This window comes from Burkholderia sp. Ac-20349, assembly GCF_017104865.1.
GTDB classification, from domain to species: Bacteria; Pseudomonadota; Gammaproteobacteria; order Burkholderiales; family Burkholderiaceae; genus Burkholderia; species Burkholderia aenigmatica.
In genome coordinates this window covers 1-15,107 of sequence record NZ_JAAGPM010000046.1, presented here as the reverse complement: position 1 = coordinate 15,107, position 15,107 = coordinate 1, and the positions used below count along the sequence as shown (strand labels likewise).

The window sequence follows — 15,107 nt, the reverse complement described above, 5'->3', positions numbered from 1 at the left end:
CGGCGGAATCGGAAAGGGTGCAGCGCGCACGCTCAGCCCCAGCGCCGCATCGCCTGGTCGTCGTGCGCTTTCGCCTCGACCCAGCCGGATACGCCGTCGTGGCGGATCTCCTTTTTCCAGAACGGTGCATGGGTCTTCAGGAAGTCCATCAGGAATTCGCACGCATCGAATGCGGACCCGCGATGCGCGGCGGCCACCACGACCAGCACGACTGCCTGGCCGAGCGGAATGCGCCCGACGCGATGCACGATCTTGATCGCTTCGAGCTGCCAGCGCGCGCTGGCTTCCTCGACGATGCTCCACAGGGCCTGTTCGGTCATCGTCGGATAGTGCTCGACCTCGAGCGCGACGACATCGTCGACGTCGCCTTCGTTGCGCACGACGCCGAGGAAATTCACGACCGCGCCGACATTCGGATTACGAACGATCGGCGCGAGCTCGGCGCCGGCGTCGATCGGCGCGTACTGCACGCGCACTTCGAAGCCGGCGGTAATCGATGGTGGCGGCTCGGGGCGCGGCTCGGTCGCGCCGTCGGGAGCGGGGCCGCCGGCGTGCAACGGATCGTCCGGCAGCCCGGCACGGGATTCGGTGAAGGTCGTCATGACAGGTTCTCCTGTAGGCGGTGCGTTCTGTGTCGCGCGGCGGCCCCTCAGCCGCCGACCAGCGACATGCGCACGGTCGGATAGGTCTTGCCCGGCGCGCGGGCCGGCCGTGCGGCCCGGCGCTCGGAATAACGGTCGTCGCGGTGTGTCCAGCGATCGCGCACGGCGGCGGCGAGGTCGGCGGTCGATGCTGCGTCGTCGAGCCATGGCCGCAGGTCGGTGCCTTGCGTCGCGAACAGGCACGTATAGAGCTTGCCGTCGGCCGACACGCGGGCGCGCGAACAGGTGCCGCAGAACGGATGCGACACGCTCGCGATGAAGCCGACCTCGCCGGCACCGTCGATGTGTGCGCAACGGATCGCGGTCGCGTCGTGCGCCGGTTCGCCGACGAGCACGAGCGGATAGTGTTCGTCGATCGTTTCGCGCATCCGTGCGGCCGGCACGACCTTGTCGCCGGACCAGAAGCTCGCGCCGCCGACGTCCATGTATTCGATGAAGCGCACGGCCACGCCGGTATGACGGAAGTGGCGCACGAGCGGCAGGATCTGGTCGTCGTTCACGCCGCGCTCGATCACCGCGTTGACCTTGACCGGCGCGAGCCCGGCCGCTTGCGCGGCCTCGATGCCGGCCAGCACGCGCGACACGGGCACGTCGGCATCGCTCATCCGGCGGAACACCGCGTCGTCGAGCGCATCGAGGCTGACGGTCACGCGCGACAGCCCCGCGTCGCGCAACGTGCGCGCCTTCGCGGCCAGCAGCGAGCCGTTGGTCGTCAGTGCGATTTCGACGGGCTTGCCGTCGACGGTCGTCAGCGCGGCGAGGCGTTCGATCAACGCTTCGAGGTTGCGGCGCAACAGTGGTTCGCCGCCCGTGATGCGGATCTTTTCGACGCCGAGCGACGTGAACGCGCGGGCGATCTTTTCCAGTTGCGCGAACGACAGTCGCTCGGACGACGGCATGAATGCGTAGTCGGCACCGAAGCTTTCGCGCGGCATGCAGTAGCCGCAGCGGAAATTGCATTGATCGATCACGGACAGGCGCAAGTCGCGCAGCGGGCGGCCGAGCGTGTCGGTCGTGCGGGGGAAAGCGCCGGGCGATGCGCTGCCGGACAGTGCGGCAGCGGCCGGCGCGGCGGAAACGATGGCATTCACGATCGGTTCGTCGGCCTGCAAGAAGTAAGCGGTGGGGCGTCGCCGGTCGGCCGTGCGTGTGCGGATGGGCAGGCGCACGGCGCGTGACGAGCCTCTTCGTGAGGATAGTCCGCCGGGTTTTTCCGGCAGGGACACAATCGCGCCCGAATTGCAGGAATACAGTTCGCCGTGCGGCCGGTGCGGCCTGCGTGGCCCGTATGGCGAAGGGCGCGGATCGGGCGCGGGTCCGGCGTCGCGATCATGCGAGCCAGTGCGCGAATTCGTAATACGGTACCGCGTCGCCGCACGCGATGCGCTGCCCGGCCGGCAGCCGGGCCAGCCCGCTCGCCTGCACGAGCGACTGCAGCGTGCCGGCGCCTTGCTGGCGCAGCGTGTCGAGGGCGGGCATGCCGTCGAGGCCGACGGTGCAATGCACGCGCACGAAGCGCTCGCGCTGCGCATCCGGTTCGAAGTCGCCGTCGATCGGCAGCGACGGCACGCTCGGCAGGCGCGCGCTGCGCCCCTGCAGGCGGCGGATCAGCGGCGCGACGAACAGCGCGAACGCGGTCATCGCGGCGCCCGGATTGCCGGGCAGCAGCACCACCGGTTGCGTGTCGAGCCGGGCGAGTGCCACCGGCTTGCCCGGCTTCATGCGCACGCCGGCGACGATGAACGAGGCGCCGAGCGCGTCCAGCGCGGGACGCAGCAGATCCTTGTCGCCGACCGACGCGCCGCCGACGCAGATCACGAGGTCGCAGCCCGCGTGCAGATCGCGCAGCGCACGATCGACGGCGGGCGCGGTGTCGGCCGCATGCAGGCTCATCGCGACCTCGGCGCCGGTTCCCGTCACCAGCGCGGCGAGCATCGGCGCATTGCTGTTGTAAATCTGTTGCGGCGCGCGGGGCTGCCCGCACGCGACGAGTTCGTCGCCGGTCGTCAGGATGCCGACGCGCAGCGCCCGGCGCACGTCGACGCGCGCGAACCCTTGCGCGGCCGCCACGCCGACATGCATCGCGCCCATCCGCACGCCGGCCGGCACGAGCAGGTCGCCGGCGCGCACTTCCTCGCCCCGGCGGCGGATGTGCGAGCCGCTGCGCTGCGGCGCATCGAACGCGACCCAGCCGTCCAGCTCGCGTGCATGTTCCTGCATCACGACGGTGTCCGCGCCCGGCGGAATCATGCTGCCGGTGAAGATGCGTGCCGCCGTGCGCGGGGCCAGCGGCGCCGGCGTGTCGCCTGCATAGCAGCGCTGGGCGACGTGCAGCGGCTCGCCCAGTGCGAGATCCGCATGACGCACGGCGTAGCCGTCCATTGCGCTCTGGTCGGCCGGCGGCTGGTCGAGCACGGCGGTGAGCGGCGCGGCGAGCACGTGGCCGGCGGCTTCCGCGACCGGGAGGGAGATCGTGGCCTCGAGCGGCGCGAACGCGCTCGCGAAATGCTGCTGCGCGGTATCGAAATCGGTCAGTGGTTTCATCAGGAGAGCGCCGGATGCGCTTGAGCAAGCGCCGGTTGATCAGGTTGAACGGCGTCGGGCGACACGTACTCGACGAAACCGTCGTTGCGGCAGAAGCCGAGCAACCGCACGCCCGCTTCGCGGGCGACGTCGATTGCGAGCGACGTCGGCGCCGAGATCGTCGCGATCATCGGGATGCCGACCCGCGCGGCCTTGCGCACCAGTTCGTAGCTTGCGCGGCTCGACAGGAACACGAAACCTTCGTGCAGGTTCGCACGACGCCGCGCGAGCCGGCCGATCAGCTTGTCGAGCGCGTTGTGGCGGCCGACGTCCTCGAACACGTCGAGCACGGCGCCGTCGCGATCGCACCAGGCGGCCGCGTGAATGCCGCCCGTCTCGCGCATCAGCGTCTGGTGGGCAGACAACTCACGCGCGGCGCGGGCGATTGCGTCCGCGCCGATACCGGCTGCGGTGCCGGCAGCGGCGATGCGCGGCGGGTGCAGGTCGAGCTGCGCGATGCTTTCGATCCCGCACACGCCGCAGCCCGTGCGGCCGGCGAGCGCGCGCCGGTGCGCCTTCATCGCCATGAACGCCTGCTGCGACACGGTCAGCCGCACTTCGGCGCTGCCGGGCCGGCATTCGCTTTCGATATCGAAAACGTCCGACGCGCGCTCGACGATGCCTTCGCTCAGCGCGAAACCCAGGCCGAACACGTCGAGGTCGATCGGGGTCGCCATCATGACCGTGTGCGCAATATCGTTGAACACGAGTGCAACCGGCGTTTCGTCGACGACGCGGTCGACGGTGTCGCGCGCTTCGCCGGCACGGTGACGTGTCACATGACACGCGGTGCTGCCGGTCGGATCGTCGCGGCGGATGCAGGACTCCATGCGGTTTTCTCCAGGCGGATCGGCCGGCGGGCCGGCCGGGGCGGGCGCGGATGCCCGACCAGGGGATTCGATGCTGCCGGGCGGGGGCGACCGAGGGGCGCGCCGTGGCCGCGAGCAGGCTTTGCATCGGATGTTAACGGGGATGAAAGGTGCGCCGGATGTACAGCGCTGCAACGCGGAAAGCAGTACAGCTGGCCATCCCGCCGGCACGAAATGTGTTTTCCGGGCACACATCTTCGGCAGCGGAAGCAGCACAGTTTCAGCGCACGTTCGAACGATTGCGAGTATCGTTGCAAACGCGATATCGTCATTCACGCTTCGATGCCATGCGAGTGACCGTTTGTGTTCGCATGTGTTGTCGCCAAGCCGTCGCGCGATTTCCTGCTTCGGGCGTACGTCCTCACAACCACGAGCAAATTACGGTCATGGAAATCTTCGATGCGTTCCATCTCGCCCGATTGCAATTCGCGTTCACGGTGTCGTTCCACATCGTGTTTCCGGCGATCAGCATCGGCATGGCGAGCTTCCTGGCAGTGCTGGAATGGCGCTACCTCGTCACCGGCGACGCCGCCTACAAATCCATGTTCCAGTTCTGGTCGAAGATCTTCGCGATCGGCTTCGGGATGGGCGTGGTCTCCGGCGTCGTCATGGCGTACGAATTCGGCACCAACTGGGCCGGCTTCTCGCGCGTCGCGGGCAACATCACGGGCCCGCTGCTCACGTATGAAGTGTTGACGGCGTTCTTCCTCGAAGCCGGCTTCCTCGGCGTGATGCTGTTCGGTTGGCAGCGCGTCAGCCCGCGCGCGCACTTCTTCGCGACGCTGATGGTCGCGGTCGGCACGCTGATCTCGACGTTCTGGATTCTCGCGTCGAACAGCTTCATGCAGACCCCGCAGGGCTACAAGATCGAGAACGGCCTCGTCGTGCCGGTCGACTGGTTCAAGATCATCTTCAACCCGTCGTTCCCGTACCGCCTCGTACACATGACGATTGCGGCATTCATCGTCGCGGGCTTCATCGTCGCCGCGTGCGGCGCGTGGCACCTGCTCAAGGGGCGCCGCGACGAGCCGGTGAAGCGCAGCTTCTCGATGGCGCTGTGGATGCTGCTGATCCTCGCGCCGATCCAGATCGTCGTCGGCGACGCGCACGGGCTGAACACGCGCGAATACCAGCCGGCGAAGATCGCGGCGATCGAGGGGCTGTGGGAAACCGAGAAGGGCGGCACCGCGCTGAACCTCGTCGGGCTGCCCGACATGCAGGCTGAAACCACGCACTATGCGATCCAGGTGCCGCACCTCGGCAGCCTGATCCTCACGCACAGCTGGAGCGGCGAGATTCGCGGGCTGAAGGAATTCCCGCCGCAGGATCGCCCGTATTCGCCGATCGTGTTCTGGACGTTCCGGATCATGGCGGGCCTCGGGATGCTGATGCTGCTCACCGCGCTGCTCGGGCTGCTGCTGAGAAAGGGCGGGCGGCTGTATGAAACGCGCTGGTTCCAGTGGTTCGTGGTGGCGATGGGGCCGTCGGGCATCCTCGCGCTGCTGGCCGGCTGGATCACGACCGAGGTCGGGCGGCAGCCGTGGACCGTGTACGGCGTGCTGCGCACCGTCGATTCGGTTGCGCCGCTCAGCGCGCAGCAGGTCGGCGTGTCGCTGCTGATCTTCGTGGTCGTGTATTTCCTGGTGTTCGGAACGGGTATCTATTACATGATGAAACTGATGAAGCGCGGGCCGGCTGCCCAGGCCGGGTATATCGAGCTGCACCGGCATCCGGGGCTGCGCAAGAGCGCGCTGTCCACGCCGCTGAACGTGACCGAAGCGGAGTAAGCCATGCAAATCGATCTTCCTGTCATTTGGGCCGCGATCATCGGCCTCGGCGTATTCATCTACGTGATGCTGGACGGCTTCGATCTCGGTATCGGCCTGCTGTTTCCGTTCTTCGACGCGAAGGCCGAGCGCCAGGTGATGCTCGACACCGTCGCGCCGGTGTGGGACGGCAACGAGACGTTCCTGGTGCTCGGCGGTGCGGGGCTCTATGGCGCGTTCCCGGTCGTGTACTCGACGCTGCTGCCGGCGAACTACCTGCCGCTGGTGCTGATGCTGGTCGGGCTGATCTTCCGCGGTGCGGCGTTCGAACTGCGCGCGAAGGCCACCCGCACGCAACACATGTGGGATCTCGCGTTCATTGGCGGCTCGGCACTTGCCGCGTTCTGCCAGGGGATCGTGCTCGGTTCGCTGCTGCAGGGCATCAAGATCGAGAACAACCAGTTCGCGGGCGGGCCGTTCGACTGGCTGTCGCCGTTCAGCCTGCTGTGCGGGATCGGCGTGCTCGTCACGTATGCGACGCTCGGCTGCGGCTGGCTGATCCTGAAGGTCGACGGCGAACTGCAGCGCAAGATGCGGCTCCTGATGAAGCCGCTCGCGGGCGTGCTGCTCGCCGTGATGGGCGTGGTCAGCCTGTGGACCGTGATCGGGCTGCCGGCCGTCGCGCATCGCTGGTTCGGCAGCGGCAACCTCGGCTGGTTCCTGCCGGTGCCGATCCTCGTCGTCGCGTGCGTGTGGGGCATCTTCCACACGGTGAAGCGCGAGCACGAGGCCACGCCGTTCCTGCTGACGCTCGCGCTCGTGTTCCTCGGCTACACGGGGCTCGTGATCAGCATCTGGCCGAACATCGTGCCGCCGTCGCTGACGATCTGGGATGCGTCGTCGAGCCATTCGAGCCAGAAGTTCGCGCTCGTCGGCACGGTGATCGTGCTGCCGATCATCCTCGTGTACAACGCGATGCAGTACCGCGTGTTCCGCGGCAAGGTGCGCGAGGGCGATATCGGCTATCACTGAGCGGCCATCACTGAACGCCGCATGATGTGACGGGCGTGGCGGGCGCGGGCGTATCATCACGCGCAACGCGGCACCCGTGCCCGGCATTCACCCGACAGCGGCCCGCCACGCGCGGGCCGTTGTGCATCGGGCGCAGGCGCGCCGTCTGATGCATCCCCTGGCAGTCGAGAAAACACCATGATCGTCCGACCACAACAAAACTGGCTCAGGATGCTGTTCGTCTGGAACGGCTCCGTGCTGCAATCGATCATTCCGCAGCTCGTGTTCATGGCGGTCGTCAGCACGCTGGCGGTCTTCACGAACGGGCGCATCTTCGGCGAGAAGATCCCGCTCAACACCGCGCCGTTCACGCTGTTCGGGCTCGCGCTCGCGATCTTTCTCGGGTTTCGCAACAGCGCGAGTTTCGAGCGCTTCAAGGAGGCGCGGCATCTGTGGGGCAACCTGCTGATCGCGGCGCGTACGCTGACGTCGCAGTTCAATCGCTACCTGCCCGACAGCGTGAGCGATGCCGAGCGCAACCGGCTCGCCGACCTGCTGATCGCGCTCACCTATGCACTGAAGCATCAGCTTCGTCATACCGATCCGACGGCGGACCTGCAGCGCATTCTCGGCGCGGAACGCACGACTGAGCTTGGCGGCAAATGCTTCAAGCCCGTCGCGATCCTCGACGAGCTGCGGGGCGGCATCGTCCGCGCGCTGGGCCGCGCGCCCGGTAGCGACGCGACCTGCTGGATGTTCGAGACGCAACTCGACGAGGTGGGCAAATCGGTCGGCGGGTGCGAACGCATCCTGTCGACGCCGATCCCGTTCTCGTACAGCGTGCTGCTGCATCGCACCGTGTATGCGTATTGCGTGCTGCTGCCGTTCGGCCTCGTCGATTCGACGGAGTTCTTCACGCCGCTGATCTGCGTGTTCATCTCGTACACGCTGATCGCGCTCGAAGCGATCGCGAGCGAGGTGGCCGAGCCGTTCGGCCTTGCGCCGAACGCGCTGGCGCTCGATGCGATATCGCGCACGATCGAGCGGTCGGTGCTCGAACTGGGCGACCGCCCGCTGCCGGAGGAATTCGTGCCGGCGTCGACGTACCAGATCACGTAGGCGGGGGCGCGCAAGCGCGGAAGTGGCGGATCGCGTCGGGCGCTAGAATGGCGCTTGCCTGTGCTTCGGACCTGACGCCATGACCCTCGTCGATACCTATCTCGCCGGCCTGCGCGCCGCGCTGCCCGACACCGACAACGCGGCGCTTGCCGCCGCCAAGGGCGCGACGCCCGCGCAACTCGACGCGCTGCGCGCCGTGTATCCGCAGTGCCCGGCCAGCCTGATCGAACTGCTCGGCAAGCTCGACGGGACCTACCGGCGCGATTACGACGGCACGACGGTCAAGGTGCTGGTGCTGGGCTCCGACGTCGACGAATATCCGTATTTCCTGCTGTCGGCCGCCCAGATGCTCGAGAAAGGGGCGAAGTACCGCGATAGCATCGAGGAGATCTATGGCGACGACGCAAACGACGACGGCGAACTCGTCGATCCACGCATCGACATCGCGCTGCCGCTGGGCCGGCGGCTGTGCTTCTCGCATTGCGTGAACAACGGCGGCACGTCGCAGCTCTACATCGATTTCGAGCCGGCGCCGGGCGGCAAGGTCGGGCAGGTCGTGCGCTTCCTGCACGATCCCGACAACTATGCGGTGATCGCCGACGACTTCGACGGCTACCTGCGCAAGCTGATCGACGGCGGTTATGCGTTTGTCATCGATTTCGACGAAGAATAGCGGCGGGGCGTGGCCGCCGCTACAGGAGAGATTGAAATGCGAATCTACGTGACGAGTATTTTTGTCGACGACCAGGACAAGGCGTTGACGTTCTATACCGACAAGCTCGGGTTCAAGCTGAAGAACAACGTGCCGGTGGGCGAATACCGCTGGCTGACCGTGGTGTCGAAGGACCAGCCGGACGGCACCGAGCTGCTGCTCGAGCCGAGCCACCATCGCGCGGTCGGACCTTACAAGCAGGCGCTGTACGAGGACGGCATTCCGGCGGCCTCGTTCCAGGTCGACGATCTCGATGCGGAGTTCGCGCGGCTCAAGGCGCTCGATGTCCGTTTCACGCTGGAGCCGATGGACGCGGGGCCCGTGCGCGTCGCGGTCGTCGACGATACGTGCGGGAACCTGATTCAACTGATGCAGATGAAGTGAAGTACGGCGCCGCCGCGCGGGGCATTCAGTCGGTTGCGACCGCCGGCGCATCCTGCATCCAGCTGCGCTCCTGCGTGCGGCTCCGGATCCGCCACCCGCATTCGGTTCGCACCAGCAGGTCGCGATACCAGAGCCCGACGAAGCACACGCGGTCGACGCCCGCTTCATCGGCCGAGATCATCATCGCGTGGCCGGCCGTTCGCGCGGTCGCGGCGTCGCCGTCGACGACCAGCAGCGACGTCGAAATCGTGTGCTGCGTGCCGCGCATCGCCGACGTCACCTGTTCAAGATAGGCGGCAATCTCCGCGTTTCCAATAGGAACGGGAGGTTGCGATGAAGCGCAAGCAATACTGGGTGGAGCAGATCGTGGCCGCGCTCAAGCAGGCCGAACCGGGCATGTCGGTGGCGGATCTGGCTCGTCAGTTGCGAATACTCGAGCAGATGTATTGCCGATGGAGGAAACAGTACGCGGGACTGGAATCGAATCTGGTCCGCGAACTGAAGCTGCTCCAGGACGAGCATGAGCAGCTAAGGAAGCTCGTTTCAGAACCCAGTTTGGACAAAGCCATTCTGCGGAATATCGTGCCCCGAAAAAGTAGCCGCGTCCGCGCTGAAGAGGCGAGTGGTGAGCGACATCGCGGATCACTACGGTTTTCCGACCCAGCGGGCGTGCCGGGTGGTCAAGCAAGCTTCCGGTACCCACTACTTGCGCAGCGTCAAGGGCCCGCAGACAGCGCTGCGTCAACGCACGCGTGAAATCGCACAGACGCTTGTTCGATACGGCTATCGGCGCGTGCATGTGCTTCCTGGAGCCGCGAAAACAAAGTCATCGACGAATCGTGAGTGGATACACAATCATTCATTGTTATGCGCAGCGATGCATTGTTCACCCAACATTTTTGACATCACATATTTCCCGAGCATTCGTCATTAACTGTTCATGAATAAATGTAAGGTATTAAGTTATCGTGGAATTGAATTTCCAGTGGTATTTCATTCGATTCAAATAATCGTGAATTAAAATCCGTGGGGAACATATGAAAAAGACTTATGTGTCTCATCGTGTCGTTGGAAAGACTGCAGCATGGGCGCTTGCCGTGATGCTTCCGATGGGTATTGCACATGCCGCTGGACCGGCAGTCCAGCTGCAAGCTGTTGCGGGTGATCAGGTTGCCGTGCTGGAGGGCAGCGATCACGGTCCTGCGCTTCGTGTCCGAGCGCTTGCAGCCGATGGCTCACCTTCAGCAAACAGCGTGATTCAGTTTCGTACCGCAGACAAGAAAGTCATCACCTTTGGTTCCCGTGGCGATCCCATTGCACGAGCCACGACTGATGAACAAGGTTACGCGGAGGTTCAGTTAGGCCACTTGCAATCCGGACCTGGCAAATACTCGATTCACGCAGAGACTATTGCCGGCGCCGCAACGCCCGTAACGTTCTCGGTGTTCGTAGCGCAAGCGACGAACATTTCGATTAACTCGGGCGCGAACCAGACGGGTGCCTACACGCATACGCCGGATTGCGGGGCCGGCAGTGGCTTCTATGCGACGCCGTCGCCTGTCTCGGTGCGCGTAACCGACGATGCGGGCAGGCCGGTCGCTGGTGTGCCGATCTCGTGGTCGGCCAACCTGCCCAACAAGCTTGCGATGTACAACTGCACGGCCTTCAACAATGGCAGCTGTGTCACCGATGCGAACGGCGTCAACAGCGGCTACCCGTTCCTCAATTACAGTTATACGCAAAATGGCGTCAACTATTGCACGACGACGTTCCCGTCGAGTTATTCGCTGATTGCAAACATCAGCGGCACCGGGACGAGTGTTGCGATTCCGGAAAACCTCACGGGGCGATAACGGGATTTTGGAAATAATCGTTGTAATTCGGGCGGGAGTGTCCGCCCCCTCTTTTTACCCACTCTGGCCGAGCGTAACGATGAGCGTTGCCCCCGGCCTGCAAAACTGGCCAATTTGGAAGTGGGAAGTTCGGGCGTGACGTTGTCGTCAAGACCAGGAGGTCATGCCGTGAAGACGAGCAAGTTCACGGAGGAGCAGGTCGCATACGCATTGAAGCAGGCCGAACCGGGCATACCATAGGTGGCGCAGCCGTGAGGCGCGAAGCACATGATCATTCAAGTGGATGCATGGGTGTCGGCAACTGGGCGAGCCTGACTCGCGGAAATTGCTCAAGCGTCCTGTTTGCCCCTATTCGTTGAAAGCGTGAGCGATTCTCCTTCCTGCGAGGCGAGCAGTCTTGAACGTAGTAGCCATTTCCCGTGTCGGGGCAGATGGGCTACGGTAGAGTCGGGTAAGCGTGTGATGCATGTGTTGTCACGGGTAGTTCTTTCGGTGCGTAACTATGCAAAAAACGAAGCTGACGTTCGGTACCGGTTGTGCGATCAACCGAGATATGTTCTACCTGTCCAGCACGTTGGATGAGTTGGAGTCGACGGAAGGCACTCCTGTTTCGCGAATGGTGTTCTATCAGGGGCAAACGGCTGAAAAGTGGTTCTACCACGATCTTCCGGCGTGGCGAGTTGTATCCGGCTGCTACCCCGAACCCGCACTCAATGGCGTTCGAAAGATTTACGCACTGAGTGAGCAGGGCGACGTTGACTGCTACAGTCGGGAGGGTTCAGTCATCGAGAAAATCGCCGACGCTGGCCTTGGAGCGGCATCAGCCAATTACGGATACGTTACTCGTATTCGGGAAATCGGCGACCACCTCTATGTTTGCGGATATGGAGGCCAAGTCTATCAACGTGATACCGCTGGCTGGATACACGTTGATGCTCAGCTTCTCCAGAAGAAAGTCGACATTGGCAGCATCGAAGATCCAAGCGAGCTACTTGCAGCATTGACTCAATCCGCCGACGAAGTGATCGGTCTCATCGACATCAACGGCCTTGATGAGCAATCTATCTACGTCGTCGGTAACGACGGATACATGGCATTTTTTGATGGGGCGAGCTGGATGAAGTTGCCAAAAGCAACAGCGGCTCACCTCAATTGCGTCCTGCCCGTCTCGGCCGACAGCGTCTGGGTCGCCGGAAGCAAAGGGACCTTGCTGAAAGGCAACTTTCAGGCTGGCTTTGGCGCTGTGGCTCGCAAGCGCCACAGTACTGATTTTCATTCGCTGGCGTGGTTCAACGATCGGCTCTTCATCGGTGCCGGCGACGGTATCTATGAGCTCGATGAAAATGGTCCGCAACGGTTGATGGTTAGCGACAAGTTCTCCTTGGACAACGTCGCGACCGTGGAAGCGAAGGACGGTGTTTTATGGGTTTTAGCGTCTCGAAGGCTTGCCCGATACGACGGGGCGCAGTGGGAAGTATTCGAGAATCCTCACAATCTCCCGTGATCTCTTAGGTACGCGTATCGTTGACGTCGAGGCTCATGGAGGATTTGAGCAAGGGCGGATCCATGCACGACGCTGTCGGCAGAGATGCGCGGAAGCCATCTCGGCCTGTGCGATTCCCGAAGTGACGGATGGCTTGAATCGAAAGTCTTCCACGTGTCGCTGGCCGCGTTCAGGGCCAATGCCCGTCTTGAAAGCAGCTTCGTGCCTCATCCGTCTGGGTGCTCAGCGAGTCGAAATGCTGGCCGAATGCCGCGCCCCGGTCGCACGGACGCTGGCGGGGATGGTCGGTCGAGGCGAAACAGGCATGAGTGTGTAGACTCACGCTCATTCAATGGAGCAAACCCCATGCAATTGCTTGATCACGTATCCATCAGCGTGCCGGATCTTGACGTTGCGCGCCCGTTCTACGATGCCATCATGGCCGCACTCGGGGCAGCCAAGGTCTATGACCGGCCGACCGCGCTCGGCTACGGCGAACGCTGCAATGCGAACGACACCGCGTCGACTTTTCTGGCGGTCTATCTGGATCCCGTTGAAGTCGGCGTGAGCAAGCGGCACTGGTGCTTCAAGGCCGCGAGCCGCGAGCAGGTGGACGTGTTTTTCGAGGCCGGCCTGTCGACGGGCGGGCAGTCCGACGGCGAACCCGGCTTGAGGCCGCATTACCACGGTGATTACTACGGGGCGTTTCTCGTCGACCCGGCCGGTAACAGGGTGGAAGCGGTGTGCCACGCGGCCGTGCCGACGCACGCGTCGTGATGAGGTTGCGCCTGCATCGACGCTCGCTTGCACACGTGAAGCGGTGATCGTCACACGCCGGCCCGATAACGGCCGGCGCGCGGTGCGTGTTCGCAAGCTCTCTGCCTGCGCCGCTCAATCGAAGTAGTTCAACCCCATCGCCCCTTTAACTTCCGCGAGCGTCGCGCCGGCCACGTCCCGCGCATGCATCGTGCCGCGCTTCAGGATCGCCATCACTTCGGCCTTGTCGGCCTCGAATTCGCGGCGGCGCGCGCGGATCGGCTCGATCAGCGCCTGCAGCCGCTCGTTCAGCACGCGCTTGACGACGCTGTCGCCCAGCCCGCCGCGACGGTAGTGCGCTTTCAGTTCGTCGACCTTCTGCACGTCGGGCTCGAACGCATCGAGGAACGTGAACACGACGTTGCCCTCGACCTGGCCGGGATCGCTCACGCGCAGGTGGTTCGGGTCCGTGTACATGTCCTTCACGGCCTGCGTGATCTCGTCCGGCGTCGAGCCGAGCGTGATCGCGTTGCCGAGCGACTTGCTCATCTTCGCCTTGCCGTCGATCCCCGGCAGCCGCGTGACAGCCGACAGCACGGCCTCGCATTCGACCAGCACGGGTTGCTCGACGGTCGCGTTGAAGCGGCGCACGAGTTCGTTGGTCTGCTCGATCATCGGCAACTGGTCGTCGCCGACGGGCACGTGCGTTGCCTTGAACGCGGTGATGTCGGCCGCCTGGCTCACCGGGTAGGTCAGGAAACCGGCCGGGATGTCGCGCTCGAAACCGCGCAGGCGGATCTCTTCCTTGATGGTCGGATTGCGTTCGAGGCGCGCGACCGTGACGAGGTTGAGCAGGTATTGCGACAGCTCGGCGAGCTCGGGCACCTGCGACTGCACGACGATCGTCGAGATCGCCGGGTCGATGCCGACGGCGAGATAGTCGAGTGCGACTTCGATCACGTTCTCGGTGACGCGCTGGCGGCGACCCATGTTGTCGGTCAGCGCCTGCGTGTCGGCGAGCAGCAGGAATTGCTTCGCTTCGTGCTGCATTTGCACGCGGGCGCGCAGCGAGCCGATGTAATGGCCGAGGTGCAGCGGGCCGGTCGTGCGGTCGCCGGTGAGGATGGTCGGTCGGGTCGGGTGCGTCATGTTGGTCGTTGCTCCGGGTTATCGAAGCCGCCAGCGATGATGTCAGCGCAGAAACGCAAATGCCGCCATCGCTGGCGGCATCACGTTTGGGACATGCAAAAGGAAACGGGCCGCCTGGGTCAGGCGCGCCACCAGCAATGCACGTTCGGCGAGGCAGGTCGGGTTTCCATTGCGTGAGTATAGCGTAGTGCGGGGATGGACGTGCTGCGTCAGCGTACGACCGACTCCATCGCGAGGTAGGCGGTTTCGGCCGACGGCCACAGCAGGTACAGCAGGCCGGCCATCAGCAGCAGCGCGCCGGTGCGCGCGAGCGGCGTGCGGTCTTTGCCGTGCGGAGGACGGGGGGACTGCTTCGGTTTCTTCATGCTTGCAGGCGCGGGGAGCGCCACTCCAACAGTTGCTGCAACGGGTCGCGCGGGGCGATGCCGGGGTGTTGCGGGGTTCGACGGGGGCCGTGGGGCACCGTGTTGCCTGGGCGGGACGGCACGGATGGCGGGTCGCGGTCCATTAAAAGGGATCGATCGGGTATCCTGTGTCCGCTGTCCATGCTGAGGCGACCGGCATCCTACCAGTTTGGCGGTGTGGGCACAGTCAAGAATTGTCGGGGAGGCGTGCGGCCGGAGGCGGCACCTCGGGGGTGTCAGGATTTCCGTGTTCAAGGCGGGTTGAGATTCACACGGATGGTCGAACGAATCGATCCTCGTAAAGGATGGCGAACTGGTTCATAGCCGCCTTCCAGTCATGAGCAGCACGCCCCCAA

General features: G+C 64.3%; 15 protein-coding genes and 1 pseudogene. 9 read left to right on the top strand and 7 right to left on the bottom strand.

Going from position 1 to position 15,107, the window contains the following annotated elements:
• Positions 1-32: 32 nt before the first annotated feature.
• The 4 genes from G3N61_RS17030 to fdhD all read right to left on the bottom strand — a co-directional run bounded on the left by G3N61_RS17030 (position 33) and on the right by fdhD (position 4,075).
• Entirely contained in the window at positions 33-602 is a 570-nt protein-coding gene (locus tag G3N61_RS17030) for a molybdenum cofactor biosynthesis protein MoaE (protein WP_205823131.1), read from the bottom strand.
• A gap of 47 nt (positions 603-649) precedes the next feature.
• Positions 650-1,774, bottom strand: a complete 1,125-nt coding sequence (gene moaA, locus G3N61_RS17025; protein ID WP_205823130.1) for a GTP 3',8-cyclase MoaA — start codon at positions 1,772-1,774, stop codon at positions 650-652.
• A gap of 217 nt (positions 1,775-1,991) precedes the next feature.
• A complete protein-coding gene (gene glp / locus G3N61_RS17020) occupies positions 1,992-3,206 on the bottom strand; it encodes a gephyrin-like molybdotransferase Glp (protein WP_089454335.1) in 1,215 nt (404 codons plus the stop codon).
• Positions 3,206-4,075: a formate dehydrogenase accessory sulfurtransferase FdhD gene (gene fdhD, locus G3N61_RS17015; protein ID WP_205823129.1), complete on the bottom strand. Its 870-nt coding sequence runs from the start codon at positions 4,073-4,075 to the stop codon at positions 3,206-3,208. The genes glp and fdhD overlap by 1 nt, the downstream gene beginning before the upstream one ends.
• 425 nt (positions 4,076-4,500) lie before the next feature.
• On the opposite strand from fdhD, the gene G3N61_RS17010 reads away from it, so the two are divergent.
• The 5 genes from G3N61_RS17010 to G3N61_RS16990 all read left to right on the top strand — a co-directional run bounded on the left by G3N61_RS17010 (position 4,501) and on the right by G3N61_RS16990 (position 9,106).
• Positions 4,501-5,901: a cytochrome ubiquinol oxidase subunit I gene (locus tag G3N61_RS17010; protein ID WP_043192051.1), complete on the top strand. Its 1,401-nt coding sequence runs from the start codon at positions 4,501-4,503 to the stop codon at positions 5,899-5,901.
• Between the two features lie 3 nt (positions 5,902-5,904).
• The gene (gene cydB, locus G3N61_RS17005) at positions 5,905-6,912 is read left to right on the top strand and encodes a cytochrome d ubiquinol oxidase subunit II (RefSeq protein WP_043192049.1); all 1,008 of its coding nucleotides are present in this window, start codon (positions 5,905-5,907) and stop codon (positions 6,910-6,912) included.
• A gap of 177 nt (positions 6,913-7,089) precedes the next feature.
• Positions 7,090-8,010 carry a bestrophin family ion channel gene (locus G3N61_RS17000; RefSeq protein ID WP_089454338.1) on the top strand — a complete coding sequence of 307 codons (921 nt, stop codon included), beginning with the start codon at positions 7,090-7,092 and terminating at the stop codon, positions 8,008-8,010.
• Positions 8,011-8,089: 79 nt separating this feature from the next.
• A complete protein-coding gene (locus tag G3N61_RS16995; protein ID WP_089454339.1) occupies positions 8,090-8,683 on the top strand; it encodes an SMI1/KNR4 family protein in 594 nt (197 codons plus the stop codon).
• 36 nt (positions 8,684-8,719) lie between these two features.
• A complete protein-coding gene (locus G3N61_RS16990; protein ID WP_043192044.1) occupies positions 8,720-9,106 on the top strand; it encodes a VOC family protein in 387 nt (128 codons plus the stop codon).
• Positions 9,107-9,131: 25 nt separating this feature from the next.
• Here the strand turns inward: G3N61_RS16990 and G3N61_RS16985 are convergent, their stop codons facing one another.
• A complete protein-coding gene (locus G3N61_RS16985) occupies positions 9,132-9,407 on the bottom strand; it encodes a nuclear transport factor 2 family protein (protein ID WP_280523641.1) in 276 nt (91 codons plus the stop codon).
• A 32-nt stretch (positions 9,408-9,439) separates the two neighbouring features.
• Here G3N61_RS16985 and G3N61_RS16980 point away from each other — a divergent pair.
• From G3N61_RS16980 to G3N61_RS16965, 4 genes and pseudogenes are all read left to right on the top strand, one after another.
• Positions 9,440-9,911 (top strand): annotated as a pseudogene (locus G3N61_RS16980) (transposase); the annotation flags it as partial.
• A 232-nt stretch (positions 9,912-10,143) separates the two neighbouring features.
• Positions 10,144-10,959 carry an Ig-like domain-containing protein gene (locus G3N61_RS16975; RefSeq protein ID WP_205823128.1) on the top strand — a complete coding sequence of 272 codons (816 nt, stop codon included), beginning with the start codon at positions 10,144-10,146 and terminating at the stop codon, positions 10,957-10,959.
• 502 nt (positions 10,960-11,461) lie between these two features.
• Positions 11,462-12,463, top strand: coding sequence for a hypothetical protein (locus G3N61_RS16970; protein WP_143331213.1), 1,002 nt, complete (start codon positions 11,462-11,464; stop codon positions 12,461-12,463).
• Between the two features lie 345 nt (positions 12,464-12,808).
• On the top strand, positions 12,809-13,219 hold the full coding sequence (locus G3N61_RS16965; protein WP_205823127.1) for a VOC family protein: 411 nt from the start codon (positions 12,809-12,811) through the stop codon (positions 13,217-13,219).
• A 114-nt stretch (positions 13,220-13,333) separates the two neighbouring features.
• Here G3N61_RS16965 and trpS read toward each other — a convergent pair whose 3' ends face one another.
• Complete coding sequence (gene trpS, locus G3N61_RS16960; RefSeq protein WP_043192038.1) at positions 13,334-14,347, bottom strand: tryptophan--tRNA ligase; 1,014 nt, start codon at positions 14,345-14,347, stop codon at positions 13,334-13,336.
• Between the two features lie 209 nt (positions 14,348-14,556).
• Positions 14,557-14,712 (bottom strand): hypothetical protein, encoded by a 156-nt coding sequence (locus G3N61_RS16955; RefSeq protein WP_179258876.1) that lies wholly within the window; start codon positions 14,710-14,712, stop codon positions 14,557-14,559.
• Between the last annotated feature and the right edge of the window lie 395 nt (positions 14,713-15,107).